This is a genomic window from Mycobacterium sp. ST-F2 (genome assembly GCF_001905655.1).
GTDB lineage: Bacteria > Actinomycetota > Actinomycetes > Mycobacteriales > Mycobacteriaceae > Mycobacterium.
The window spans coordinates 14539-41193 of record NZ_JMHT01000060.1; the positions used below are offsets into that span (position 1 = coordinate 14539).

Genomic DNA, 26655 nt, shown 5'->3' on the forward strand with positions numbered 1-26655 from the left:
ATCACCGCCTCGCGGTCCGTCGGTGCACCGGCATCAACCGCAGCGCCTGGTCCAGGGTGACCGCCGATGGCCAGGGCACCACATCGACGCCGACGATCCCCATGTCGCGATACATGGCGTGGCGCTGCAGCGCCCACATCCGGGCCAGCGTCGGAGACTGCTGGTCGAACGGAGGCCCTTCCAGAACGTCGACGGCCACCACGGTGTGCCTACGGTTGCGCAACTCGGTCAGTGCCAGCGCGAATCCGGTGTCGAGCAGTGTCGAGAGGGCGAACACGATGGCGCCCGGCGGAACGGCCGCGCGCGGCGCCAAAGTCCCTGTCGTGGTTTCGTATTCGCTCCCCACGCACAATGCGGCGTCGAGCACGCGGTAGAACTGGCGTTGGCCGATGTCGGCACCGATCCAGCGCGGCCGCCGGCTGCCGAGCGCGACGACGCCGGCACGGTCACCGTTGCGCAACGCACTCTGGACTATCTGCGCGGCGCCCAGCACCACTCGTTCCGTCGCGGCGGTGGCCGGGCCGGGAGGCTGCATGCTGCCGTCGATGAGGACGACGACGTCGGCGGCGCGGTGGGTCAGCCGCTCGGTGACATGCAGCCGGCCCCGGCGGGCGCTGACGGGCCAGTTGATGGTGCGCAGCTGATCGCCGGGAAGGTAGGCGCGGACGTCGGCATACTCGACACCCGGGCCGACGTGGCGGGTGAGGTGCGTACCGAGGCGGTCGGGCAATTCGATGCGCGGTATCGGCGTGGATTGCGGTGGGGCGACGGGAAAGACGAAGACCTCTGCGGCCTCCACGGTGCCCGTCCCGGCCAGCAGCCCGCCCCCGGCCACGACGTCGACCGTCGCCCCGATCGGATACCTACCCCAGCGCTCGGCGGATACTTCGACCGTCTTCAGCGGTCCGGAACTGCCCTCGAGAACTTTGATGTCCATTCCGGATGCCACGGACACCGTCACCTCGGCCGTGACGGTCGGCTCGTCCGTCGTCACCGACACCGACAGCTGCGTGGCGTCGTTTTCGAAGCACCGGGTCAGCGCGGGCCGACCATGGACGTGGACCTTGGCGACCGGACGTTGCCAACTGATCGAGCACAGCACGCCGAGCAGCGGAGCGGCGAAGGCGATGAGCTGCCAGGTCCCCAGCACCGCCGCGGCGAGGGCCACACCGGCACAGGTGGCGATGGCCAGCGTGAGCGATGATGGACGCCAGCGCAATTCGACTTCGCGCGGTTCGGCCGCGGTGGTCACGACTGCCCACGAGTCCGCGGCACGGGTAGGCGCTGCAGCAGCTGTTCCACGATGTCGCTGCCGTGGACACTGCGCACCCACATCTCCGGCTTCAGGGTGATCCGGTGCGAAATCACGGGAACGGCAAGTGATTTGATGTCCTCGGGGATCACGTAATCGCGGCCGAACAGCAGCGCGCGCGCCCGCGCGAGTTGCACGAGGTCGAGCTCTGCCCGGGGACTGGCGCCGACCACCACCTGCGGGTGACTGCGGCTGGCCGCCGCCAGGGACACCACGTAGTGCAGGACGTCGTCGTGAACCGTCACCTGCTCGACCGACTCGCGCATGGCGAGCAGATCGTGTGCGTCGACGATCTGATTCACCATCGGCTCGGCCGACCCGCGCTCCAGGCGACGGCGCAACATGACCGTTTCGTCCGGACCCGAGAGGTACTTCAGTTCGACCCTGACCGCGAACCGGTCCAACTGCGCCTCCGGCAGCGGGTAGGTGCCCTCGTACTCGATGGGGTTGTCCGTGGCGAGAACGATGAATGGCGCAGGCAGCCGGTGGGTTTCGCCATCGATACTCACCTGGCTTTCCGCCATGGCCTCCAGCAGCGCCGCCTGGGTCTTCGGCGGCGTTCTGTTGATCTCGTCGCCCAGCAGCAGATTGGTGAAGATCGGCCCGCGCCGGAACTCGAACCGACCGGACTGCATGTCGTAGATCGTTGAGCCGAGCAGGTCGGCGGGCAGCAGGTCGGGAGTGAATTGCACGCGGGTGAAGGACAGACCCAATGCCCGGGCAAAAGACTTGGCAATCAAGGTCTTCCCCAGCCCGGGCAGGTCCTCGATGAGTACGTGACCACCGGCCAGCACGGCGGTCAGGATCAGGGTGAGCGCCGCGCGCTTGCCCACCACCACGCGTTCGATCTCATCGAGCACCGCCTCGGAGTGGGCCGTCGTCAACTCGGCCGGCATCGTCATAGCCGCTCCAATCGGTGCAGGATCTCGTCGAGCGTGGCCCGGCCCGGTCCCGGCTCGCCTCGTGAGGAACGGCGGACGTCATCCGGATCCACCCACTGCCACAACTGATCTCCGAAAACCATCCGGCCGGTCGCTTGCATCGCGGCAGGATCCTTGGCTTGCTGCTGGCCGGTGGCCATGAAGAATTCCCGGGCCAGCGTGGGCCGCAGGTGGTGATCCCAGTCCCCCCGGGTGGATTCCGACCACTGGGTCAGAGTTTCGGTGCGAACAATCCAGTCCCGCAGCGACTCTTCCGCGTCGTTCATGTCGGGCTCACCCGCAATCGGTCCGCGGTCGACCAATCGGCGGCGGACGGCCAGCAGAACGATCACCGCCGCAGTAGCGGAGACCCAGCCCACGGCGCGGCGGTCGGCGACCAGAAGCATCATCAGCTCGACGCCCACCAACAAGGAAAACCCCACGACCGCAACTTTTTTCATGTGAGGCTCCGCAGCTCGTCGAGTACCCGCAGAAGCGCCGCCGCGGCATCCTCGCGATGACGTTCGGTCATGACGTGCGGACTGAAACGTGCCTCGGCGAACAAGGCGACGAGTTCGCTGGCGCTGCCCGCGTGCAGCGCATGGTGTTCGACGGCTCGGGCCAGTACTTCCGAGGGGGTGTCGGAGTCCTGCGGTGCGGCGCCGGGAGCGTCCGCGAGCGCACGTTCCATCGCCGCGTAGCAGGCGATGATCGACTCGCGCGGCCCCCGGCTGCGGTCGCCGATCTCGGCGAGGCCGAATTCCGCTGCCCGCGTGAGGGATTCCGGGGTGGACTCTGTGGCCGGCAGTTCCCGGCCGACGGCGGAAGGCAGCTGCGGTTCGGCAGCGCGCCGGATTCTGCGAACCAAGACAGCGCCGGCAACCCACAGCAGCAACAGCAAAACGGTGGCGGTGAGGAGGTAGCCGAAGACACTGGGCTCCCGTTGGTGAGGCGCTAGCGGTGGCGATATGGGTGGCGACGGCACCGATGACGGCACTGCGCTGATCGGCGGATTGTTCGGCGGAGGTTCCGGGATGGGAAGGCCGGGCAGTTGCAGCAGCTGGAAGTGGGACAGCAGAAAGACCAGCGCCAGCCAGATCAGCAAAGCGCCGAACCCGATCAGCAGCAGGCGGCGTATCGGCTTCCAACTGAGCTTGCCCTCGAACGAGCCCGGCAGCGCGAAAGGCGCCGATGGGCGGGGTGTCCGCGGACGCCGCAGCGACGAGAGGAAGCCGATCGCGACGATGACCACCGAGACGATGAACAGGGTGTCGACGCCCACCAGGCTCGCGGCGCTGCTGGCCGGTTTCGCGGGGTTTGGGTGATCACTCCCCGGCAGATACCCGTGCAGGGCGACAGCGACGAAGAACAGCAGTGCGATCAGCGCGACCACACGCCCCAACGCCTTGTCGATACCGTTCATCGGTACACCGCTCGATCGTTTGCCCTACCTCCATCGTGGCACGCAGCGACGGATCCCGAGGCAATACGTCGAGGCGGACGGCGTCACCGGCCCACGGATATCTGGTTTCGCCCCGCCGCTTTGGCCTTGTAGAGCGCCTTGTCCGCCGACTCGACGAGGGCCGTCAGTTGCGATTGCGGGTCACCCGACACGATCCCGAAACTGGCCGTCACGCTGGTGACCTCGCCGCCGAGATCGACAGTGTGCCCCGCCGCCGTCGCCCGGATTGTTTCGGCCCAGGCAACCGCCTCATCCAATCCGATGCCGGCGAGCAGCACGGCGAATTCCTCACCGCCGATGCGGCCGACCGTCTGCCCGTCTCCCACCGAATCGGTCAGAATCCGTGCGAACGCGATCAACACCTTGTCCCCGGCGGCATGACCCGCGGTGTCGTTGATCACCTTGAAGTGGTCCAGGTCCGCCACGATCAACGTGGTGCGCGCGGCGGTTCTGATCATTGCCTCCGCTCGGCGGTTGAAGCCGCGCCGGTTGAGCAGACCGGTCAGCTCGTCGCAGTCACGCTGGAACCGCAGTTCGTGTGAGATGTCGATGACCGTCACGGCAAGCATGGTGACCATGAAGCCCGGCAGAACAATCGTGCTGGACACGATCAGGCACAACTCGAGACCGGTCCTCATATAATTGTCGAGGTCTGCCTGCGTCACGATCTCGCGCGGAATCGGCGAGAACGGCGCCACGATCAAGGCAATACCAAGGGCGAACACGAGCGCCGCCGTCGCTGCGAGTGCGGCCCAATTCGGGCCCGTTCGGGACATTCGCTCCCGAAGCCGACGGACGACCACGAGGAGCAACAGCGTCGTCAAGAGGTTCTGGGTGACAACCCGACCCACCAGCAGCGGTGAGACGTAGGCGAAGAACCAGACCATCACCACCATCGGGACCAGATAGGCCAGCGCCACGGCGCGCGGCAGCCGATCCCCGACGCGTCTCAGCAGACCCTCGGCCAGTAGGAGCATCGCGACGGGAAACAAGACGCCATGGATCGAGGAAGCCGGCGCAGCGGCCAGACCCAGCGACAGCGCAACGGTCGCCGCGATGTAGCAGCCGATGGCCCCGGCAAACACGAGAGCGCTGGTGCGGTCGCGGTCGATACTCCAGAGGACGACGAAGAGCAGCCCGATGCCGGCCATCGCGAACGAACCAAGGTTCACCGCCAGCAACCAGTCCTGCGACACGACCGCCCTCCTCGCGGATAACGCCAGCAACGATCAACCGGACGTTCTCGCAAGACTAGATGCAGGGTGCTACGTCAGCTCTACGAACCGCTGCTTCGCCCGCGGCGAGTCAATGCGCTGCCGGAGAAAACGGCTGTACCGAGCCAATGAAAAACGGCTCCCGGAGAATTCTCCGGGAGCCGTTTTCGCTAGTAGCGGGGACAGGATTCGAACCTGCGACCTCTGGGTTATGAGCCCAGCGAGCTACCGAGCTGCTCCACCCCGCGTCGGTGAATACAACGTTACCCAACGCTTCCGAATGAACCAAATCGTATGGTCAGCGCTGGTTTTTGTACACGCGTGCCAGGTCCTAGCCAGACGCAAAACTGCCCAACTCCCGAAGGAATTGGGCAGTTTTGTGACTGATCACACGGCGACTGGACTAATTGACCTCGCGGTACTTCGCCATCGCGTCGTCCAGCTTCTGCAGCGCCGCACCGAACTGGGCGAAATTGCCGCTCTGTTGGGCCGCACGCATGCCGTCGAGGGCCGCGTTGACATCTTGCAGGGCAGCGGCTTTCGCGGGCGACAGCGTCACCGGGACGCCCGGCGACAGCGCCACCGGCGGCGCCGGAGGCTGCGGTCCTGCGGCCGGCGGCGCGACGGCGCCCGGAACGGCCGCAGGAGGCGGCGTACCGGCCGGCACGTCCGTCGGGGCCGGACCCGTCGCGGTCGCACCCGCACCGGGCCCGAAGATGCCGTTGAGGGCGTCCCGCACCGTCGGCCCGTAGCCGACCTTGTCGTTGTACATCATCGCCACGCGGATCAACCGCGGGTACGACGACGCCGCATCACTGGCCCCCGGCGAGGCGTAAACCGGTGCGACATAGAGCAATCCGCCCTGTCCGACAGGCAGCGTCAGGAGGTTGCCCCAGCGGATCCGGTTCTGGTTATCGCGGCCGATGACGCCGAGGTCCTGGCTCACCGCGGTGTCGGTGCTGATCGCGTTGAACGCCAGCTTGGGACCGTTCACCTGGCCCGGAATGGTCAGCACCGTGATCTTGCCGTACGTGGCCGGGTCGGAACTGGCGCTGATGTACGCGGCGAGGAAGTCCCGCCGGAACCGGTTCATGGCCGTCGTCAGCTGGAACGACGACGAATCACCGCCCGTGGCAAGGTCTTTCGCCACGATGTAGTACGGGGGCTGGAAGCTGCTGGCCGTCGGGTTGGGGTCCAGCGGCACGTCCCAGAAGTCCGATGTCGAGAAGAACGTCACCGGGTCATTGACGTGGTACTTGGCCAGCAGCATGCGCTGGACCTTGAACAGGTCCTCGGGGTAGCGCAGATGCTCGGACAGTTCCTTGGAGATGGTCGACTTGGGCTTCACCGTGTCCGGGAACACCTTCATCCACGCCTGCAGCACCGGGTCGTGCTCGTCCTGCTCGTACAGCGTGACGGTGCCGTCGTAGGCGTCGACAGTGGCCTTCACCGAGTTGCGGATGTAGGACACCTGCTTGTCGGGCAACATCCGGTTGACCGCAACCTCATTGGAGTCCGCGGTCGCGCTCGACAGCGACGTCAGCTCCGAGTACGGGTAGTTGTCCAGCGTGGTGTAGCCGTCGACGATCCACACCATGCGCTTGTTGACGATCGCCGGGTAGACGGTCGAATCGGTGGTCAGCCACGGCGCCACCGCCTCGACCCGGTGCGCCGGGTCACGGTTGAACAGGATCTTGCTGTTCGGCCCGATCACGCTGGAGAACAGGAAGTTCCGCTCGGCAAACTTCGCGGCGAAGACCGACCGCGCGAGCCAGTTACCGATGTCGACACCGCCGAGACCGCCGTAGGTGTAGTTCTTGGTCTCGGTGTTGGTCTCGTAGTCGTACTCACGGTCGGCGCCGTTCTTGCCGACGATCGCGTAATCCGATGCCGCGCTGGCGATCACCGGGCCGAAGTAGATCCGTGGCTGATCCAGTGGCGCCGGGCCGGGCGAAACAGCCGCGCCGTTGGCGCCGACCACGCTGGCCAGGAACTCGGGGTAGCCGCCGTTCTGGTTGGGGTCGTTGGCAATTCCGCGCACCGTGTTGGCGGGCGAGGCGATGAAACCGTTGCCGTGGGTGTACACCGAATGCTTGTTGATCCAGTCGCGCTGGTTGTCGATCAGCCGGTCCGGGTTCAATTCCCGTGCCGCGACGACGAAGTCACGCAGCTTGCCGTCGGGGCCGTTGTAGCGGTCGATGGACAGCTGGTCCGGGAAGCTGTAGAAGTTCTTACCCTGCTGGAACTGGGTGAACGCCGGCCCGACGATGGTCGGGTCGAGCAGTCGGATGTTCGACGTCGTGGCCCGGTCGGCGGCCACCTGCTCGGCCGTGGCGGGCGCGTTGCCGCTGTAGTCGCGGTACGTCACCGAATCACCGGTCAGCCCGTAGGCATCCCTGGTGGCGGTAATACTGCGACTGATGTAGTCGCGTTCCTTCGCCGCCGCATTGGGTTTGACGCTGAACTGCTCGACCAGCATGGGCCAGCCGGCGCCCACGATCACCGAGCTCAGCAGCAGCAGCACCAGGCCGATGGCCGGAATGCGCAAGTCCCGCAACACCAGAGCCGAGAACACTGCCACGGCGCAGATCACCGCGATGGCCAGCAGGATCAGCTTGGCGGGCAGCACCGCGTTGATGTCGGTGTAGCCGGCACCGGTGAACGGCTTGCCGCCACGGGTGTGGCTCAGCAGCTCGTACCGGTCGAACCAGTAGGCAACGGCCTTGAGCAGCACCAGGATTCCGACCAGCGACACCAGCTGCATCCGCGCCGCGCGGCTCAGCGCGCCCTGGCGCCCCGACAACCGGATACCGCCGAACACGTAGTGTCCCAACAGGTTCCCGACCAGCATCAGGAAGACCCCGACGAACAGATAGCCGAGCACCAGCCGGTAGAACGGCAGGTCGAACGCGTAGAAGCCCAGATCCTTGCCGAATTCCGGATCGTTGATGCCGAACGTGCCACCGTGCAGGAACAGCTGCACCCGCACCCAGTACGTCTGCGCCACGAAGCCGGCCAGCAGGCCGATGAAGACGGGGACGCCGATGGCGAACAACCGCAGCCGCGACAGCACCGTGGCCCGGTAGCGGGCCACCGGATCGTTGGGTCCGGACGCCGGCACGAACACTGGACGGGACCGGTACGCGAGTGCCATTCCACCGAACGCCACGGCGCCGATGAACACCCCGGCCACGAGGAACACGACCAACCGCGTCACCAGAACGGTGCTGAACACCGAACGGAAACCGACCTCGCCGAACCACAGCCAGTCCACGTAGGCGTCGACCAGCCGCGGACCGATCATCAACAAACCGACGATCAGCAGCGCGATCCCGACCAGGATTCGGCTTCGTCGCGTCAGCTTCGGCATCCTCGCCGCGGGCCGCATCCCCACTCGTCAGCTCCAGTCTGTTGAAAGTCCAAAACACCAGCTTGCGATATGAACTCTACGCATCCCGGGGTGACGGCATGCTCAACAGCGGGGAGGTTCGCCACCAGCGGACACGGCGTGCAGCGCGTCGACCGCGCCGCTCAGGTTCTCGACCTTGATCAACCCCAGCCCATCCAGACGCGCCGAGACCGCTTCGGCGCAGTTCTCGGCGGGCACCATGAAGACCGTCGCACCCGCTTCGCGCGCCGCCAGCATCTTGTGGGTGATGCCGCCGATCGGGCCCACCTTGCCGTCGTCGCCGATGGTGCCGGTGCCCGCAACGAACTTGCCGCCGTTGAGGTTTCCGTCGGTGAGCTTGTCCACGACTGCCAGGCTGAACATCAGGCCGGCCGACGGGCCACCGATGTTGGCGAGGTTGAAGTCGATGGCGAACGGCGCCCACGGCGCATTGAGGACCGTGGTGCCGAGGTAGCCGTAGTCGCGGTCCTTGTTGGTGCCCAGGGTGATGGTCGTGACGCCGATCCCGGCGTTCTTGCGCCGGTAGTCGAGCACGACGTGGTCGCCGGGCTTGGTTTTCTTCAGCAATGAGGTGAACTCCTCGACGTTGGCCACGGGCACGCCGTTGACCATGTCGATGGCGTCGCCGGGGCGCAGCTGCCCGGCCGACGGCCCCGGATCGGCGACGGCCTGGACCGTCACCGCCTTCGGGTACTTGAGGTAGCTCAGCGCCGCGTACTCGGCGTCTTCCTCGGAGTTCTTGAAGTCGGCGTTGTTGGCCTTGTCGACCTGTTCCTTGGACTTGTCCGGCGGATACACCAGATCGCGCGGCACCAGCTGCTCGCGACCGGACATCCACAGCGCCAGCGCCTGGCCCAGCGTCAGCCCGTCGCTCTGCGACACCGTGGTCATGTTGAGGTGCCCTGATGTCGGGTGCACCTTGACGTCGCCCTTGATGTCGACAACCTTCTTGCCGTCGACTTCACCGAGCGTGTCGAACGTCGGGCCGGGGCCCAGCGACACGAACGGGACGGTCACCACCGACACCAGCACAACGAACACGATGATCGGCACCAGAGCGACCACGAGCGTAGAAATCCGCCTGTTCACGCCGCCAACAGTAAAGCTCGCGGCTCGGTTCGCTGACAGCATGACCCGCGAAGCCACCTGCCGCCGGTGCGGGCAGTACCGTTGACGGTATGGCTGACCTGCCCTTCGGCTTCTCCAGCGGCGAAGACCCCGACCGCGACAAGTCCAAGAAAGAGCCTGGACCAGGTTCTTCCGGTGGCTCCTCGGACCCGTTCGGGTTCGGTAACACGTTCGGCGGCGCCGGCGGTGCCGGCATGCCCGACCTCGGCCAGATCTTCACGCAGCTCGGCGCGATGTTCAGCGGCGCGGGCGCATCGATGAACAATCCGCAAGCCGGCCCGGTCAACTACGACCTGGCCCGCAATCTGGCGTCCAACTCCATCGGGTTCGTCAAGCCGATCCCTGAGCAGACCGGCACCGCGATCGCGGACGCGGTGCGGCTCGCCGATACTTGGCTCGACGGCGTCACTCCCCTGCCTGCCGGAACCACCCGCGCGGTGGCGTGGACGGCGAGCGACTGGCTGGACAACACGCTGAACACCTGGAAGCGGCTGTGCGACCCCGTCGCCGAGCAGCTGTCGACGGTGTGGACGTCCGCGCTGCCCGAGGAGGCCAAGGCCATGGCCGGGCCGCTGATGGCGATGATGTCGCAGATGGGCGGCATGGCGTTCGGCTCGCAGCTGGGTCAGGCCCTGGGCACGTTGTCCAAGGAGGTGCTGACCTCCACCGACATCGGCCTGCCGCTGGGGCCGTCGGGCGTCGCCGCGCTGATGCCCGAGGCCATCGAGGCGTTCAGCGAGGGCCTGGAGCAGCCGCGCAGCGAGGTGCTGACCTTCCTGGCGGCCCGCGAGGCAGCGCACCACCGGTTGTTCAGCCACGTGCCGTGGCTCGCCACCCAGCTGCTCAGCGCCGTCGAAGCCTTCGCCAAGGGCATGAAGATCGACATGAGCGGGTTCGAGGAAATGGCCTCCGGCCTGGACCCGGCATCGCTCATGGGCGATCCCTCCGCCATGGAGAAGCTGCTGAGCCAGGGCATGTTCGAGCCCAAGGCCACCCCCGAACAGACTGCGGCGCTCGAAAGGCTGGAGACGCTGCTGGCGCTCATCGAGGGCTGGGTGCAGACCGTCGTCACCGCGGCGCTCGGTGACCGCCTGCCGGGCACGTCGGCACTCAGCGAGACGCTGCGCCGTCGTCGCGCCACCGGCGGGCCGGCCGAGCAGACGTTCGCGACGCTCGTCGGCCTGGAGCTGCGGCCGCGCAAGATGCGCGAGGCCGCCACGCTGTGGGAGAAGCTGACCGAGGCCGTCGGCGCCGACAAGCGCGACGCCGTCTGGCAGCACCCCGACCTGCTGCCCGGCGCTGACGATCTCGATAACCCCGCGGCCTTCATCGACCGGGCACTCGGCGGCGACACCACGGACCTCGACCAGGCGCTGGCCGACCTGGAGAAGGACCTGAAGCGGGACTCCGGCGAGGAGTAGCCGGGCCTGTGGATAACTGATTCGCCGAATCCACGCGCCGTTGGCACAGTGGGGCAGGTGAAGTCAGGGGTGGATCGCGGCGCCGTGCAGTGCACGTTGAACCCGGCCCTGCCGGTGTTGCAGCGGCCCGACGGCACGGTGCAGATCGGGTGGGACCCGCGGCGCGCCATCGGAATTCGGCCGCCTGCCGGGCTGTCTGTCAGTGACCTGGCCGAGCTGCTGCGCGGCCTGCAGAGCGGCGTGGACGCCGAGAGCAGCCGGTCACTTGCGCTGGCAGCCGGACTCACCGATGTCGACGGTTGGACCGGTCTGCTCGGCGCGCTGACCACGGCGGGGCTGTTGCAGACCGTGCCGGACGCCGGGCACCGACCGGTATCGGTGCGCATCCACGGCAGCGGGCCGCTGTCGGACCTGCTGGCCGGCGCCTTGAGCTGTTCCGGGACCCGGGTGCGCACCAGTCGCTACGGACATGTGGCCCGCGACAGCGCCGATATGGTGGTGCTGTCCGATTTTCTGGTGGCCGACCGACGGCTGGTGCGTGACCTGCACCGTGCCGGCGTGCCGCATCTGCCGGTGCGGATCCGGGACGGCACCGGGCTGATCGGCCCGCTCGTTTTGCCCGGAGCCACCAGCTGTCTCAATTGCGCCGATTTACACCGCAGTGACCGCGACGCATCATGGCCGATCCTGGCCGCCCAGCTCGAGGGCACCGTCGGCAGCGCCGACCGGGCCACGGTCCTCGCCACCGCAGCGATCGCGCTCAACCAGGTGGACCAGGTGATCGACGCGATCCGCGGCGGCGGATGCCGCGACAAACCGCCGCCGACGCTCGACGCCACCCTCGAATTCGACATCGGCTCGCGGACGACCGTGGTGCGCCGATGGTCCCGTCATCCACTGTGCGACTGGTGCGACCGAGCTTCGTGACAACACGCGTTGCCATGTCTCCGCCGTGCACTGAGCACCGTCATGGATGATGTTGACGTGGCTGATATCAAACGCGGCAGTGTGGCACGCAACGCGAAGCTCGCCGGTCTGGCCGGCGGCATGGCGGGACGGGCCGCGCTCGGCTTGGGCAAGCGCCTGGCGGGCAGGTCCAAGGACGAAGTGACCGCCGAACTGATGGACAAGGCAGCGAACCAGCTGTTCACCGTCCTGGGCGAGCTCAAGGGTGGTGCCATGAAGGTCGGCCAGGCCCTGTCGGTGATGGAAGCCGCCATTCCCGAGCAGTACGGCAAGCCGTACCGGGAGGCGCTGACCAAACTGCAGCGGGAAGCTCCGCCCCTGCCGGCGGCCAAGGTGCACCGCGTGCTCGACGCGCAGCTGGGTACCAAGTGGCGCGACCGGTTCCAGTCCTTCGACGACACCCCCGTGGCGTCGGCCAGCATCGGCCAGGTGCACAAGGCCGTCTGGTCCGACGGCCGCGAGGTCGCGGTCAAAATCCAGTACCCCGGCGCCGACGAGGCGCTGCGTGCCGACCTCAAGACCATCCAGCGACTGGTCGGCGTCTTCAAGCAGCTGGCGCCCGGCGCCGACGTTCAGGGCGTCGTCGACGAGCTGATCGAACGCACCGAGATGGAGCTGGACTACCGGCTGGAGGCCGACAACCAGCGGGCGTTCGCCAAGGCCTACGCCGGGCACCCGCATTTCAAGGTGCCGGCGATCGTGGCGAGCGCCCCGAAGGTCGTCATCGCCGAGTGGATGGACGGCATCCCGATGTCGGTCATCATCCGCGAGGGCACCGTCGAACAACGCGACCTGATGGGTACCCGGCTGTCCGAGCTGACGTTCGACGCGCCGGCGCGCCTCGAGATCATGCACGGCGACACCCACCCCGGGAACTTCATGCTGCTGCCCGCCGGCCGGATGGGCGTCATCGACTTCGGCGCGGTGGCGCCGCTGCCCGGTGGACTGCCCACCGCGATCGGCGAGATGATCAGCCTGGCCAGGGACAAGAACTACGACAAGCTGTTTCCGGTCATGGAGAACGCCGGGTTCATCCAGCCGGGCGAGGAAGTCCCGATCTTCGAGGTCGACAACATGCTGCGCCAGTACGTCGAGCCGATCCAGACCGACGTCTTCCACTACACGCGGCGCTGGATCATGAAAATGGCCGCGGGACAGCTGGACAACGGCGTGAACCAGATCAAGATGGCGCGGCAACTCGACATGCCGCCGAACCTGGTCATCCCGCTGCGGGTCATCGCATCGACCGTCGCGATCTGCTGTCAGCTGGACGCCCACGTCCCCGTGAAAGCCATTGCCACGGAACTGGTTCCGGGCTTCACGCCTTAGTCAACAGCGATTACGCGGCCGCTCGGCGCCGGCGAGCGGCCGCGTAATGCACACCAAACACGGTGTGTCGGTGTGCAAACACGGCCGCTCGCGGTTGGTGCCCCCAGGCCGGCTCGCGGTTGGTGCCCCCGAGGTTTGGCCGCGGGGTCATGCCGCGACGACGTCCTTGCGCGGACGGCCGCGCGGACGCTTGCGTGCGATGACAGCACCCCGTTCGAGGATCTCCCCACCCCAAACACCCCACGGCTCTTCACGTTCCAGTGCCTCGTTGAGGCACTGGAGCCGGATCGGGCAGTCGGCGCACAGCGCCTTGGCCTGTTCCAGCTGAGTGGGGCTGTCCGCGAACCACATATCGGGGTCGCCGACGTGACATGGCACCGCCAGCCTTTGTCGGCAAGTCTGGCTAGTCATGTCCTCATCACCTACTTTCCTGGTCATCTTGCGTCTCATCTGTCTGACGGATCGGTGACCAGGTGGTGGTTTTGAGGTTGTGCCCCAAAAACATTGGCCACGGATCCGGTGGTTTCGGGTCCGTGGCCAGGTGGCTCGTGTGGGCTCTACCTAAGTAGTGCCCCGCTTCACGGACGCGAAGGTCTTGGCGTTGCGCTTGCGCTGCGGGATGCCGGCGACATGTCCGGCCGTCGCGAGACGTGCCGCCGGCATAGCGGCGGCTGCAGCGACAGCGGGAACGGCGGGGACGTCAACGATCTGATGCCAACCGGCGCCGACGCGCGATACCGCCTCATAGGCGGCAGCGGTCAACGGCGCACGGGAACCAGAGACAGCGAGGACAGCGCCACGGGACGCATCAAAACTGATCATCGGGGCCACCTCCTCAGCGGTCGACTGCGGATTCACACGGTGCGAATTCGCGGGATTTCGTTGCGGCTTCGAGGCTAGACGTTACCACCAAAATCCGGCAAGCGATTTTTTGACCAGCGCTTTTGGCACAATTTGCGCGATGTTTGGCGCAAATTAGGTGCACTAACGGGAGGCGTTCACCAATGCCAGAACATCGGGACCGTATTGCTCGAGCTTGCGCGCGCCGATTCCGGGAATGGCCACCAGCGCGGCATTGTCGGCCGGCAGAGCCTCCGCAATGGCGATCAACGTGTTGTCGGTGAACACCACATAGGCGGGCACCTTCATCTCTTGCGAGGTACGCAGGCGCCACTCCTTGAGGCGGCCGAGAAGCTCCTCGTCGAGGTTCGACGGGCACGACTCGCAGCGTCGCAGCAGAATCGCGGTCGACGATGTCAACGCCGCATTGCACACCCGGCACCGCGGCGCCGGACCCCGTTTACGTTGCGGCTGTTGGGGTTCGCGCCGGCTCTGCGGGGTCAGTCCATTGAGGAACCGCGAGGGCTTGCGGCTCTGCCGCCCGCCGGCCGCCCGGGCCAGCGCCCACGAGATGGTCAAATGCACTCTGGCCCTGGTGATTCCGACGTAGAAGAGGCGCCGTTCCTCCTCGACGGGCTCGCTGTCCGCGCCGTGCGACAACGCATGCGAGATGGGCAGCGTGCCGTCGACCAGACCGACCAGGAACACCGCATCCCACTCGAGGCCCTTGGCTGCGTGCAGCGACGCCAAGGTGACGCCCTGCACCACCGGTGGATGCCGGGAATCAGCGCGCTGGCGCAGTTCGACGAGCAGCCCCTGCAAGTCCAGGTTCGCGCGCACCGCGACTTCCTGCTCAACCAGTTCAACCAAGGCCAACAACGCATCCCAGCGCTCACGGGCCTTGGTACCCGACGGCGGCTCGGCCGTCAGCCCCAGCGGTTCCAGCAGATCCCGGACCAGCTGCGGCAGCTCGACGCCGGCGACGTCACCCTGGTGGCCCGCGGCGCGCTGCAGCGCCAGCAGCGCCTGCCGAATCTCCTGGCGGCTGAAGAAGCCCTCGCCACCGCGCACCTGGAACGCCACGCCCGCCGCGGTCAGCGCCTCCTCGTACACCTCGGACTGCGCGTTGATGCGGTACAGCACCGCGATTTCCGAAGGGGCGGTACCGGATTGGATGAGTTTCTTGATCGCGGCGGCAACGGCGTTGGCCTCGGCGACCTCGTCGGGGTGTTCTCGGAACACCGGCTTGGGCCCGGGTTCACGCTGACCGATGAGTTGCAACCGGCTGGCCGCCATCCGGCCCGACGCCGCCGAGATCACCTGATTGGCCAGCGACACCACCTGCGGCGTGCTGCGGTAGTCGCGCTCCAGCCGGATCAGCGCCGCATCGGGAAACCGCCTGGAGAAGTCGAGGAGGTACTGCGGCGTGGCGCCGGTGAACGAGTAGATGGTCTGGTTGGCGTCACCGACCACCGTCAGATCGTCGCGCTCCCCCACCCAGGCGTTGAGCACGCGCTGCTGCAGCGGGGTGACGTCCTGGTACTCGTCGACGACGAAGCAGCGGTACCGGTCCCGGAACTCACCGGCGACGGCGGCGTCGTTCTCGATGGCGGCGGCGGTGTGCAGCAGCAGATCGTCGAAGTCCAGCAGCGCCGATCCGTCTCGGCGGGCCTTGAGACCCTCGTACCCGGCATACACCGCGGCGACCTTGGCGGCGTCGAACGGGATGTCCCGCTCGATCTTGGCGACCTGGTCCGGGTAGAGCTCGGGGCTGATCAGAGACGACTTGGCCCATTCGATCTCACCGGCGAGGTCGCGCACGTCGTCGGTGCTGGCCTGGATGCCGGCCCGGTTGGCCGCCTGCGCGACGACGGCGAACTTGCTGTCGAGCAGCTCCCAGCCGGTGTCGCCGACCACCCGCGGCCAGAAGTACCGCAGTTGCCGCAGTGCCGCGGCGTGGAACGTCATGGCCTGGACGGCCCCGGTGCCTTGTGCCCCGTCAATCTCGTTTTCCAGGCTGCGGAGCCGGCCGCGCATCTCGCCGGCGGCGCGCTGCGTGAACGTCACGGCCAGCACCTGGCTCGGCGCGACGTGGCCGGCGGCGACGAGATACGCGATGCGGCGCGTGATGGTCCGCGTCTTGCCCGTACCGGCGCCGGCGAGCACACATACCGGGCCGCGGGGCGCGAGGACGGCCTCGCGCTGTTCGTCGTCGAGGTCCTCGAGGAGCGTGGACGGTGGGGCCTCGGCTGGCATGGCCCCCATCATGGCAGGCGGGTGTGACATACGAGGCACCACTGGGCGGCATTACCCGGCCATCGGATACGTTGAGTCGCGTTATGAGTGCACTGATCATGTACAGCACGACCTGGTGCGGCTACTGCAAGCGGCTCAAGACCGCGCTGAAGGCCGAAGGCATCTCCTACACCGAGATCGACATCGAGCAGGACCCGGCGGCCGCCGAGTTCGTCGGTTCGGTCAACAACGGCAACCACGTCGTGCCGACGGTGAAGTTCCCCGACGGCTCGACGCTGACCAACCCCAGCATCAAGGACGTCAAAGCCAAGCTGAATTAGTGATTCGTGCACGATTTTCCGCGCCGGCCGCGGATTTCCGTGCACAAATCACTGAGCGGCCCAGGATTCGATGATCTCCCGCGCGATCGAGATGGAGCCGGGCAGCAGCAGGCGGGTGTCGGCTGTGCTGTTCCAGTCGCCGTGCTCGAGGGCCTCGCGCACCTCGGTGCGGGTGAACCAGTCCGCCTCGGCGATCTCGCCGTCGTTGAACGAGAACGGCTGCTCCGGATCACCGATGGCGTGGAACCCGACCATCAGCGAGCGCGGGAACGGCCAGGGCTGACTGCCCAGGTACTTGACGTCGGTGACGGCGAGGCCGATCTCCTCGGCGATCTCACGCACCACGCAGCTCTCGAACGATTCGCCGGCTTCGACGAACCCGGCCAGCAGTGAGAACAGCCGCTCGGGCCAGTTGGTCTGGCGGGCCAGGACGGCACGGTCGTGGCCGTCGTGCACCAGGCAGATGATCGCCGGGTCGATGCGCGGGAACTCCTCGTGGCCGCCGATGCTGTTGACCCGCGCCCAGCCGCCCTTGATCGCCTTGGTCGGAGCACCGTCGATGGCGCTGAAGCGCGCGCTGTCGTGCCAGTTCAGCAGTGCCGTCGCCGTCGAGACGAGTTGGGCGCTGATGTCATCGAAGATGCTTCCGGCACGACGTAGGTCGAGCACCTCGACGGGCTTGTCCGTCAGGCCCGCCGGGTCCTCCAGAGCGGCGCGCACGCCCCACACGTGCCGGCCGTCGGGCATCCGGCCCAGGAACACCGCGTGCTCGTCGGGCTTGTCCCCCAGTTCCGCCGCGGGGCTGAGTACCACCTGGCCACCGGAGATCAGCACCTGATTGCGCCGGTCGACGCGCAGCAGCAGCGCGTCCTTCCAGCCGGCGATCGCGGCGTCGACGTCGGTGCGCAGCGTGTCGGCCCGATCGGCGCCGACACGGGACAGCAGCGGGACGTTACGCAGGGTGAAATCGGCCATCGGATTACCGCTCGACTTCGGCGTTGCGGATGTAGAGCAGCCGGTCACCGGCGGCAAGTGCGTCGACCTCGGGGGCGTCGACGCGCAGCAGCTGCCCGTCGCGCACCACCCCGAGCACGATGTCTGAGAGGTGCCGCGGCGAGCCGCCGAGTTCCTTGGCCTCGACCTCACGCTCGGAGATCGCGAAGCCCGCGTCGGGGGTCAGCAGGTCTTCGACCATCTCCACGACGCTCGGCGTTTGGGTCGCGATGCCCAGCAGCCGGCCGGCGGTCTCCGAGGACACGACCGTCGAGTCCGCGCCCGACTGCCGCAGCAGATGCTGGTTCTCGGCCTCGCGAGCGGAGGCGACGATCTTGGCCTTCGGTGCCACTTCGCGGGCCGTCAGGGTGACCAGCACGGCGGTGGCGTCCTTGTCGGTCGCGACCACGATGGACTTCGCATGCTGGGCGCCTGCCAGGCGCAGCACCTCGGACTTGGTGGCGTCACCGACCACGGTGACCAGTCCGGCAGCGCGGGCCCGGTCCAGTGCGGCCGGGTTCTCGTCGACGACGACGATGTCTCCTGGTGCGACCTCGTCACCGACCATGGCCTGGACCGCGGTGCGGCCCTTGGTCCCATAACCGACGACGATGGTGTGGTTACGCACGGTGCTCCTCCATCGCTGGATCTTCAAGGCTTGGCGAGACTGCGTCGTGAGCGTCTCGACGGTCGTACCGATGAGCACGATCAGGAACGCGATCCGCATCGGGGTGATCACCAGGACGTTCACCAGCCGCGCACTCGGGGTGAGCGGCGTGATGTCGCCATAACCGGTGGTCGACAGCGATACCGTCGCGTAGTAGATGCAGTCCAGGAGCGACATCTCGTTCTCCTGGGCGTCACGGTAGCCCTCGCGGTCGAGGTACACGACGAGCACCGCGGCGGCGAGCACCAGCAGCGCGTAGATGACCCGCCGCACGATCCGACGGATGGGACTGACGAACGCTTCCGGAATCTGCAGCACGTCAACCAGATCCGCGTTCTGCCGGCTGGTGAGGTTCTGTTCCATCGCGGCCATGCGCCGCGACAATCTAACGCGAGCCATGACGAGCCAATATCTGGCGGAGACTCACCACGGGACGGCTCAGCACAGCACTATGTAACCATGACCGCCCCCAGCACTTTGGACAACACCACGCCCAGCCAAGCCACCGCGTACCGAATGGGCGCGATGCTCGTCGGAATGGGCACCCTCCATTTCGTCGCCCCAAGCCTTTCGACGGCATCGTCCCTGCGGAACTGCCCGGCACCGCGCGGTTCTACACCTACGCGTCGGGCGTCGCCGAGGTCGCCACCGGCGCCGCACTGCTCCTGCCGCGTACCCGGAAGCTGGGTGCCCTGGCCGCTGTCGCGCTGTTCATCGGCGTGTTCCCCGCGAACGTCAACATGGTCCGGCTGTGGTGGCCCAAGGGCTGGCCCGCGCGCATCGCAGCATTGGCCCGGCTGCCGCTGCAGGTGCCGATGGTGACCCAGGCGCTCAAGGTCTACCGCAACTCACCCGAGTTGAACTAGCTCCGCCAGTTCGTCGGCGCCGGGCAGGTCGGTGGGCGCCACCGTCTGCCCGGCCCGCACGTAGTGGAAGACCGCCCGCACCGAGTCGACGGGCACGCCCTGGATGGACGACCAGGCCAGGCGGTACACCGCCAGCTGAATAGCCTTGTTGCGCAGCGTTTCCGGAGTGGTCGGCGGATCGCCGGTCTTCCAGTCCAGCACGGTGAAGCCGCCGTCGGAGTCGGCGAACACCGCGTCGATACGGCCGCGGACCACACGGTCACCGATCACCATGTCGAACGGCACCTCGACGTCCATCGGGGTCCGGGCCGCCCACTCCGACAAGGCGAACGACGCCTGCAGGTCGGCCAGTTCCTCGGCGACGGCCTGCCCCAGCTCGGCGTCGACCGCGCCCGGCAGGTCATCGAGGTCGAATAACCGCTCGGCCGAGAAGTACCGCTGCACCCAGTCGTGAAACGCGGTGCCCAACAACGCCTGGGGGTCCGGCCGGGACGGCAGACGGCGCTGCAACCGTTGGAGGGCGCCGGACCGGTCGCTGCCCAGATCGACCAACGTGCTGACCGACAGCTGGGGAGGCAGCTCGACGGGGGCACGCTCCTGGCTGCGCGCGCGCTCGGCCAACAGGGCGTCGACGTCGGCGGACCAACCATGCCTGTCGTCGGAATCGACGTCGCGGGCGGCAGTGAACGCCTCGGCAACCAGGGCCGCGCCCCGGTCGACATCAGCGCGGCGGGTACCGGCCGGGTCGACGGGCCAGACACATTCGACGACGTTGTCACGCAACGGATTGACGGCGCTCTCGGGCGGAGCGGGGGCCCACTGCTCGATCTCGCCGCAGGGGTCACCCTCCTCGGCGGCGCGGTCGATGATGTCGCGCATCTCGACGAGGAAGTCGGACGGCCCGGCCGGCTTCGCTGCCGTTGTGCCCCAGTGGTGGCCCGACAACAGCAGGGTGTCCTCCGCGCGGGTGAGCGCCACGTAGAGCAGCCGACGCTCCTCGTCGGTACGCCGCTGCGCGAGCATGTCCTTGTGCGCGGCGATCTTGTCCGCCAACACTTTCCGGTCGTTGACGTCGGACGTGTCGAGCACCGGCACCCCGTGCTCGGACAGCTCGGCGCGGTCACCGCGCAGCAGCGGCGGCAGGTCACCCGCATCGGTGAGCCAGGTGCGCTGCGACGCGGTCGACGGGAACACCCGCGCCACCAGGTGCGGGACGGCGACGATCTGCCATTCCAGCCCCTTGGCCGCGTGGACCGTCAGGATCTGCACCCGGTCCGAGGCCACCGTCACCTGCGCAGGTGCCAGCCCGTTCTCCACTTCCGCGGCCGCGGTCAGGTACGCCAGCAGGCCGACGATGGGCGCTGACGCGTCGGCGTCGCCGGCCGGCCGGGCGGCGTACCCGGCGACGACGTCGGCGAAGGCATCGAGGTGCTCGGTACCCCGCCAGCCCTCGGAAACCCCACTGGCAGCGCGGGTTTCGGCGTCGATCCCCAGCACCCGCCGCACTTCGGCGACCAGGTCCGGCAGTGGCTGATGCAGATGTGCGCGCAGCTGACTCAGTTCAGCGGCCAGGGCCAGGAGCCGGCGGTGCCCTTCCGGGGAGTAGCGGGCCGCAGGCCCGGGATCGCTGATCGCGTCGGCGAGGCAGGCGTGGTCGGCGTCGGGGGCGAGCTGCGCGACGGCCTGTTCGGCGGCCGATCCGGACGTGTGCGCCTCGGGCGCGTCGAGTTCCGACGCGCGGCGCCACAGTGCGGCCAGATCGGCGGCACCGAAGCGCCACCGGGCACTGGTGAGCACACGCATCGCGGCGACACCGGCGGTCGGCTCGGCGACCAGGCGCAGCATCGCGACCACGTCGGCGACCTCGGGGATGGCCAGCAGCCCGGCCAGACCGACCACCTCGACGGGCACGCCGCGGGCAGTCAGCGCCTCGGCGATGGGCGCGGCGTCGGCGTTGCGGCGCACCAGAACCGCGGCCGTCGGCACGGGCGCCCCGGCAGCCACCGCACCGTGGTATCGGCGGGCGAGGTGATCGGCGACCCAGTCACGTTCGGCGACAACATCATTCAGCAACGCGCACTGGATGGTTCCCGGTTCGGCGCCCGGCCGCGGCAGCAGCTCGCGCACGCTCACACTGCGGCGGCGGGCCTCGGCGGACACCTCGTTGGCCAGCTTGAGGGCCCGCGGCGGATTGCGCCAACTGGTCCGTAGTTCCAGGGTGGGTGCGGGTGAGCCGTCGGACAGCCGGAAGTCGGTGGTGAACCGCGGCAGGTTGGTCGCCGAGGCGCCACGCCAGCCGTAGATCGACTGGATGGGGTCCCCGACCGCCGTCAGCGCGAGACCGTCGTCGACGCCGCCGCCGAAGAGCGAGGACAGCGCCACCCGCTGGGCGTGCCCGGTGTCCTGATATTCGTCGAGCAGCACCACGCGATACCGCTCCCGGAGCTGCGCGCCGACCTGTGGGAAACGCTCGGCCAGGCGGGCCGCGGCAGACATCTGGCTGCCGAAGTCCATCACCTGCGCATCGCGCATCCGCTGGTGCACCGCGTCGATCAGCGGCACCAGCTCGGCCCGCTCGGTCTGAGTGGCGAGCAGATTCAACAGCCACTGTGTCGGACCGCCACGCTGGCCCGGTCCCGCCGGAAGCGTGTGGATGAGCCGCTCCAGCTCCTGATGCGTGTCGCGGACGGCGTCGGTGTCGACGAGATGCTCGGACAGCTGACCGGCCAGGCGCAGCACCATCTGGGTGACAGCAGCCGGTGACTTGTCGGTCTGCAACTGCCTCGGAAAATCGGACACCACCCGAAAAGCCAACTGCCACATCTCGGTTTCGGTGACGAGCCGGGTGGCCGGCTCGATGGGCAGCAGCAGCCCGTACTCGCGCAGCAAGGTGCCGGCGAAGGCGTGGTAGGTGCTGACGGTGGCGTGCTCGTCGGCCAGGGACACCCCGGGCAGCAGGCCCGAACCAGCGAGCCGGGCCAGCCGGGTGCGCACGCGGCGCAACAGCTGTCCGGCGGCCTTGCGGGTGAACGTCAATCCCAGTACCTGCGACGGCGTGGCATAGCCGTTGGCCACCAGCCACACCACGCGCGCGGCCATGGTCTCGGTCTTCCCGGCGCCGGCCCCGGCGATCACCACCAGCGGTCCCGGCGGCGCGGCGATGACCGCGGCCTGCTCGTCGGTCGGAGTGAACAGCCCGAGCGCTTCGGCCAGGTCGGCAGGGCTGTACGTCACGGACATGCCACCTTCGTACCTTGCGCCGGGCACATGGCCCGCACCGGGCACGTCGCACACCCGGAGCCGGCGCGCGCGACGAAGTGCGGCCCGGCCGTCGCCGCGGCAGCATCGGTGACCTTCTGCCGCCACTGTGCCTGCGCAGTCTCCCCCATCGGATCCTGCTCGCGTTCGGTGGCGCCGGTCTTGGCCGGCTTGGCCGGATACACCAGCCGGCCACCGCCGGGCTGATCACCATGTGGCACAACACCTTCGGCGATGGCCAGCTGATACAGCGCGAGCTGAGCATGCTGCTGGGCATCGGCCTTGGTGGCCGGGCTCTTGCCGGTCTTGACGTCGACCACGACGAGCCGGCCGTCGCGGTCGCGTTCCAGTCGGTCGATACGGCCTTTCACCTGTACCTGCGGGCCCCCATCGGCGATCACGCCGATGACCTCAAGTTCGGTGCCGACCTCGGTCAGTTCACCGCGGGTCTCCTGCCGCCACGTCGTGAACGTCGCCAGCATGGCGCGGTACCGCTCCAGCTCGTTGTCGGCATACCAGTTCGAGTCGAAAGGCAGCTGCTGCCAAACCTTTTCGAGTTCGTTCCGCAGCTGGGCCTCGCTGCGACCCGAATCGGCAACCAGGGCATGCACCAGCGAGCCCAACGCCGACCGCAGGTCCCGGCCGTCGCTGCCGCCGTGGCGCTCCAGCATCCAGCGCAGCGGGCACTCGGTCAAGGTCTGCACGGTCGACGGCGTCACCGTCACGGTGTGGTCATCGCCCGACCACAGCGGCTCGACAGTGGACAATTCGGTACTGGCGTACCACTGCGCCGGATCCGCACCGGGCACGCCGGCCTCCGCCAACCGCGCCAATTGCGCTGCCGCACACAGCCGATCGGTCTCCTCAACCGCGCCGTCGGGGGCGCACACCACCGACCGCAACCGGCCGACCAGCGCCGACGGGGACAGGACCGCAGGGGCGTGCACCGGGAGCTCGTCGGCGTCGGGATCGGTACCGCCGGCGAGCGCCGCCAGCTCTTCGAAGAAGGTCGACGGCAGCAGAGCCTCGTCACCGTTGTCGCTGTCGACGGCCGTCACCAGCACCCGCTTGCGGGCCCGGCCCAGAGCCGCGACCAGCAGCCGGCGTTCCTCGGCCAACAGCGGCGCGGTGGCCGACATGCCGCGCACATCGCCCACCCCGTCGACGATGTCGAGCAGCTGCTGGGTGCCGAGCACGCCGCCGCGCGGAACGGTGTTGGGCCACAACCCTTCCTGCAGACCCGCGATGACCACGAAGTCCCATTCCCGGCCGAGGGCGGCGTGCGCGCTCACCAGCGCCACCTCGTCGGTCTCGGGGCGCTCGGGGGCCGAACCCGACCACGACAGGGCGCGGACATGGTCGATCAAGCCCGTGAGGGACGCGGCGGCCGTGCGGGCCACGTACTGGTCGGCGGTGTCGAACAGCGCCGTGACGGCATCCAGGTCGGCATTGGCCGCGACCCCGGCCGCGCCCGGGCGTCCCGCCGCGGCCTGCCACCGGCGCGACAACCCACTGGCATGCCAGGCCTGCCACAGCACGAACCGCGGGTCCTGGCCCCCTGCCGCGGAGCGGCCCTTGTCTACCGTCACCGACCGGCGCGCCGCATCGAGGACCGCCCGGACCCGGCGCACCGGGCGGGCCAGCTGGTCGGGCAGCGGCTGGTCGCTGCCCTCGGTCAGCGTCTCGACGAGCAGCTCACCGAACTCACGGCCACTGCCGTCGGCGCGGCGCAGGGCGCGCCGCAACTGGCGCAGCGACACCGGGTCGACCCGGCCGATGGGCCCTGTCAGCAAGGCCAGTGCCCGGTCACCGGTGAGCTGGTCGGCGATGCAGTCCAGCGCCGTGAGCAGCGCGCCGACCGCCGGATGCTGGGCGGGCGGCGTGGTGTCGGCCTGCTGCTGCACCGGTACCCCGGCCGCGGTCAGGGCCCGGGCCAGCGCTGTCCCGGTCCGCGGCACCGAGCGCACGATGACGGCCATCTGCGACCACGGCACGCCGTCGACCAGGTGCGCGCGGCGCAGGGCGTCGGCGATCAGCGCGGATTCGGCATGCGGAGAACCGGCGACGCGCACCGTGAGGGAGCCGAGCTCGTCGGTCGGCGCGGCTGTCAGCGCCCGGGATGCGTCCACGCCGGGCAGGCGCCGCGCGACGGCCGCGACCGCCCCGGCCACGGCGGGCGCACATCGGTAGGACTCTGTCAGCACTACCTGCGGCTGGTCCTCGGGGCCGTACAACAGCGTCGGCTCGGCGCCGCGGTAGCCGAAGACCGTCTGGCTCGGATCACCGGCGATCACGGTCAGCTGGGCGCCGGCCGCCAGCACCCGAACCAGCAGCGCGGCCTGAGGATCGAGGTGCTGGGCATCGTCGACGAGCAGCAGCTTGATCCGGGTGCGCTCGGCGTCGAGCAGGGCAGGATCGACGGCGAAGGCTTCGAGTGCGGCGCCGACCAGCTCGGCCGCGCCCAGCGCCGGCACCGTCGCCTGCGGAGCGGCCATGCCGACGGCGCTGCGCAGCAGCATCACCTGCTCGTAGACATGCGCGAACCGGGCCGCGGCCACCCACTCCGGACGCCCGGCCTTGCGCCCGATGCGGCGCAGATCCGCGGGATCGACGCCGCGTTCGGTGCAGCGGGCCAACAGGTCCCGCAATTCGGTGGCGAACCCCGCGGTGCCCAGTGCCGGCCGCAGGTGCAGCGGCCAGTCCACGCTCGCCTCGTCGCCGTCCTCGAGGTCACCGGCGAGGAGTTCGCGGATGATGCCGTCCTGCTCGGCGCTGGTGATCAGCCGCGGCGGCGGGTCACCAGCGCGCTGCGCGGCCTGCCGCAACACGGCGAACGCGTAGGAGTGCAGCGTGCGGACCAGCGGCTCCCGGGTGACCTGGCCGGTGTCGCCCAGCAGCGCCGACGTGATGGCGCCGCGGGCCCGGCTGCCCAGACGTGCCGAACCCGTCAGCAGCAGCACCGACTCCGGGTCGGTCCCGGCCGCGATATGCGTTGCCGCCGTATGGATCAGCAGCTCGGTCTTCCCGGTTCCGGGGCCGCCCAGCACCCGTACGACACCGCGCTGCCCGGGCTCGGTCAGGGCATTAACCGAGCCGGGCGCGGTGAGTGCGGAGTGCGGGGCGGCCATGGCAGGAATGCAACCACGGGGGTACGACAAATCCGGCCGACGGCGACGTCGGGCCGGAATGTCTGGCAGCATCAACGGCGTGAGCTTGCAGGTGTACCGCTACGGACCGGCGCGACCGGCGCAGATCCTCGCCCTCCACGGCCTGACGGGCCACGGCAAGCGCTGGCAGACACTGGCGGACGGGTATCTGCCCGAATACGCCGTGCTGGCACCGGATCTCCTGGGGCATGGCCATTCGTCCTGGGCCGCGCCGTGGAACATCGACGAGAACGTCGCCGCCCTGGCCGCCCTTCTCGAGGAGGAAGCCGACGGTCCCGTGGTCGTGGTGGCGCATTCGTTTGGCGGCGCGATAGCGCTCAACCTCGCTGCCGCCCATCCGAACCTGGTGTCGGGCCTGGTGCTGTTGGACCCGGCGACGGGGCTGGACGGCAGCTGGATGAGCGAGATCGCCGACGCCATGCTCGGTTCCCCCGACTACCCGGACCGCCAGGAGGCCCACGCCGAGAAGGTGAACGGATCGTGGGGCGAGGTCTCGGCGAAGTACCCGGAGGAGCTCGAACGCGACCTGGACGAGCACCTGGTCGCCCTGCCCGGCGGACGCGTCGGCTGGCGAATCAGCCTGCCCGCCATGATGTCCTACTGGAGTGAGCTGGCCCGCCCGATCGTGTTGCCGCCGCAGGGCACACCGACGACGCTGGTCCTGGCGAAGCAGACCCACCCCGCCTATGTGACCGGTGAGCTGGTGTCCGGTTTGCAGGCGCGCCTCGGCGCCGATTTCGTGCTGACCGAATTCGATTGCGACCACATGGTGCCGCACGCCATGCCCGCCGAAACCGCCGACGTGATCCGGCGCCACCTGGTCTGATCATGGCCGCTGTCACCGACGAACAGGTGGAGAAGGTGCGCGGCCTCGTCGCCTCGATACCGTCCGGCAAGGTGTCGACCTACGGCGACATCGCCGACGCCGCAGGGCTTTCCAGCCCGCGGATCGTCGGCTGGATCATGCGGACCGATTCCTCGGACCTGCCCTGGCATCGGGTGATCAGCGCGTCGGGCCGGCCGGCAGCGCATCTGGCGACGCGGCAGTTGGAAAGGCTGCGGGCCGAGGGCGTGCTGGCCGTCGACGGCCGGGTTCGGTTGCGGGAGTACCGGCACGAGTTCTGAGG

The 26655-nt window shown here is 68.5% G+C and carries 20 protein-coding genes, 1 tRNA gene and 1 pseudogene; 7 read left to right on the forward strand and 15 right to left on the reverse strand.

Annotation, left to right across the window (positions count from 1 at the left end; genetic code table 11):
* Position 1: 1 nt before the first annotated feature.
* From EB75_RS20685 to EB75_RS20720, 8 genes are all read right to left on the reverse strand, one after another.
* Positions 2 to 1252, reverse strand: a complete 1251-nt coding sequence (locus EB75_RS20685; RefSeq protein WP_073697148.1) for a DUF58 domain-containing protein — start codon at positions 1250 to 1252, stop codon at positions 2 to 4.
* Positions 1249 to 2214, reverse strand: coding sequence for an AAA family ATPase (locus tag EB75_RS20690; RefSeq protein ID WP_073697149.1), 966 nt, complete (start codon positions 2212 to 2214; stop codon positions 1249 to 1251). Before EB75_RS20690 ends, EB75_RS20685 begins: the two co-directional genes overlap by 4 nt.
* A complete protein-coding gene (locus tag EB75_RS20695; RefSeq protein WP_073697150.1) occupies positions 2211 to 2693 on the reverse strand; it encodes a hypothetical protein in 483 nt (160 codons plus the stop codon). The genes EB75_RS20690 and EB75_RS20695 overlap by 4 nt, the downstream gene beginning before the upstream one ends.
* Entirely contained in the window at positions 2690 to 3655 is a 966-nt protein-coding gene (locus EB75_RS20700; protein ID WP_073697151.1) for a DUF4129 domain-containing protein, read from the reverse strand. Before EB75_RS20700 ends, EB75_RS20695 begins: the two co-directional genes overlap by 4 nt.
* A gap of 83 nt (positions 3656 to 3738) precedes the next feature.
* On the reverse strand, positions 3739 to 4890 hold the full coding sequence (locus EB75_RS20705; protein ID WP_073697152.1) for a GGDEF domain-containing protein: 1152 nt from the start codon (positions 4888 to 4890) through the stop codon (positions 3739 to 3741).
* Between the two features lie 192 nt (positions 4891 to 5082).
* Positions 5083 to 5156 (reverse strand) — tRNA-Met (locus tag EB75_RS20710).
* A gap of 155 nt (positions 5157 to 5311) precedes the next feature.
* Entirely contained in the window at positions 5312 to 8302 is a 2991-nt protein-coding gene (locus EB75_RS20715; RefSeq protein ID WP_073697153.1) for a UPF0182 family protein, read from the reverse strand.
* A 78-nt stretch (positions 8303 to 8380) separates the two neighbouring features.
* On the reverse strand, positions 8381 to 9406 hold the full coding sequence (locus EB75_RS20720) for a YlbL family protein (RefSeq protein ID WP_073697154.1): 1026 nt from the start codon (positions 9404 to 9406) through the stop codon (positions 8381 to 8383).
* Between the two features lie 89 nt (positions 9407 to 9495).
* Here EB75_RS20720 and EB75_RS20725 point away from each other — a divergent pair, with 89 nt between their 5' ends.
* From EB75_RS20725 to EB75_RS20735, 3 genes are read left to right on the forward strand one after another with little or no spacing between them, the layout of a single operon-like run.
* Positions 9496 to 10866: a zinc-dependent metalloprotease gene (locus EB75_RS20725; RefSeq protein WP_073697155.1), complete on the forward strand. Its 1371-nt coding sequence runs from the start codon at positions 9496 to 9498 to the stop codon at positions 10864 to 10866.
* 57 nt (positions 10867 to 10923) lie between these two features.
* The gene (locus tag EB75_RS20730; protein WP_217267717.1) at positions 10924 to 11793 is read left to right on the forward strand and encodes a TOMM precursor leader peptide-binding protein; all 870 of its coding nucleotides are present in this window, start codon (positions 10924 to 10926) and stop codon (positions 11791 to 11793) included.
* A 42-nt stretch (positions 11794 to 11835) separates the two neighbouring features.
* Complete coding sequence (locus tag EB75_RS20735) at positions 11836 to 13161, forward strand: macrolide-binding ATPase MABP-1 (RefSeq protein ID WP_073697156.1); 1326 nt, start codon at positions 11836 to 11838, stop codon at positions 13159 to 13161.
* A 147-nt stretch (positions 13162 to 13308) separates the two neighbouring features.
* On the opposite strand, the gene EB75_RS20740 is transcribed toward EB75_RS20735, so the two are convergent.
* The 3 genes from EB75_RS20740 to EB75_RS20750 form a co-directional block, all read right to left on the reverse strand.
* Positions 13309 to 13572 (reverse strand): WhiB family transcriptional regulator, encoded by a 264-nt coding sequence (locus EB75_RS20740; protein WP_168176083.1) that lies wholly within the window; start codon positions 13570 to 13572, stop codon positions 13309 to 13311.
* 150 nt (positions 13573 to 13722) lie between these two features.
* The gene (locus EB75_RS20745; protein ID WP_142239736.1) at positions 13723 to 13983 is read right to left on the reverse strand and encodes a hypothetical protein; all 261 of its coding nucleotides are present in this window, start codon (positions 13981 to 13983) and stop codon (positions 13723 to 13725) included.
* Between the two features lie 162 nt (positions 13984 to 14145).
* The gene (locus EB75_RS20750; protein WP_168176084.1) at positions 14146 to 16257 is read right to left on the reverse strand and encodes an ATP-dependent DNA helicase UvrD2; all 2112 of its coding nucleotides are present in this window, start codon (positions 16255 to 16257) and stop codon (positions 14146 to 14148) included.
* 83 nt (positions 16258 to 16340) lie between these two features.
* On the opposite strand from EB75_RS20750, the gene mrx1 reads away from it, so the two are divergent.
* Complete coding sequence (gene mrx1 / locus EB75_RS20755) at positions 16341 to 16577, forward strand: mycoredoxin Mrx1 (protein WP_020102993.1); 237 nt, start codon at positions 16341 to 16343, stop codon at positions 16575 to 16577.
* Between the two features lie 48 nt (positions 16578 to 16625).
* Here mrx1 and nudC read toward each other — a convergent pair whose 3' ends face one another.
* Together nudC and EB75_RS20765 are read right to left on the reverse strand one after the other, a co-directional pair.
* Entirely contained in the window at positions 16626 to 17552 is a 927-nt protein-coding gene (nudC, locus tag EB75_RS20760) for an NAD(+) diphosphatase (protein ID WP_073697160.1), read from the reverse strand.
* Between the two features lie 4 nt (positions 17553 to 17556).
* A complete protein-coding gene (locus tag EB75_RS20765; RefSeq protein WP_073697161.1) occupies positions 17557 to 18636 on the reverse strand; it encodes a potassium channel family protein in 1080 nt (359 codons plus the stop codon).
* Between the two features lie 60 nt (positions 18637 to 18696).
* Between EB75_RS20765 and EB75_RS20770 the strand changes: the two are divergent.
* Positions 18697 to 19103 (forward strand): annotated as a pseudogene (locus tag EB75_RS20770) (DoxX family protein).
* Here EB75_RS20770 and EB75_RS20775 read toward each other — a convergent pair.
* Positions 19086 to 22343 (reverse strand): ATP-dependent helicase, encoded by a 3258-nt coding sequence (locus EB75_RS20775; protein WP_073697184.1) that lies wholly within the window; start codon positions 22341 to 22343, stop codon positions 19086 to 19088. The pseudogene EB75_RS20770 and the gene EB75_RS20775 sit on opposite strands and share 18 nt — an antisense overlap.
* Positions 22334 to 25489, reverse strand: a complete 3156-nt coding sequence (locus tag EB75_RS20780) for an ATP-dependent helicase (protein WP_073697162.1) — start codon at positions 25487 to 25489, stop codon at positions 22334 to 22336. The genes EB75_RS20775 and EB75_RS20780 overlap by 10 nt, the downstream gene beginning before the upstream one ends.
* 58 nt (positions 25490 to 25547) lie before the next feature.
* Between EB75_RS20780 and EB75_RS20785 the strand changes: the two genes are divergently transcribed.
* Positions 25548 to 26354, forward strand: coding sequence for an alpha/beta fold hydrolase (locus EB75_RS20785; RefSeq protein ID WP_073697163.1), 807 nt, complete (start codon positions 25548 to 25550; stop codon positions 26352 to 26354).
* A 2-nt stretch (positions 26355 to 26356) separates the two neighbouring features.
* A complete protein-coding gene (locus tag EB75_RS20790; RefSeq protein WP_073697164.1) occupies positions 26357 to 26653 on the forward strand; it encodes an MGMT family protein in 297 nt (98 codons plus the stop codon).
* The last annotated feature ends 2 nt before the right edge of the window (positions 26654 to 26655 follow it).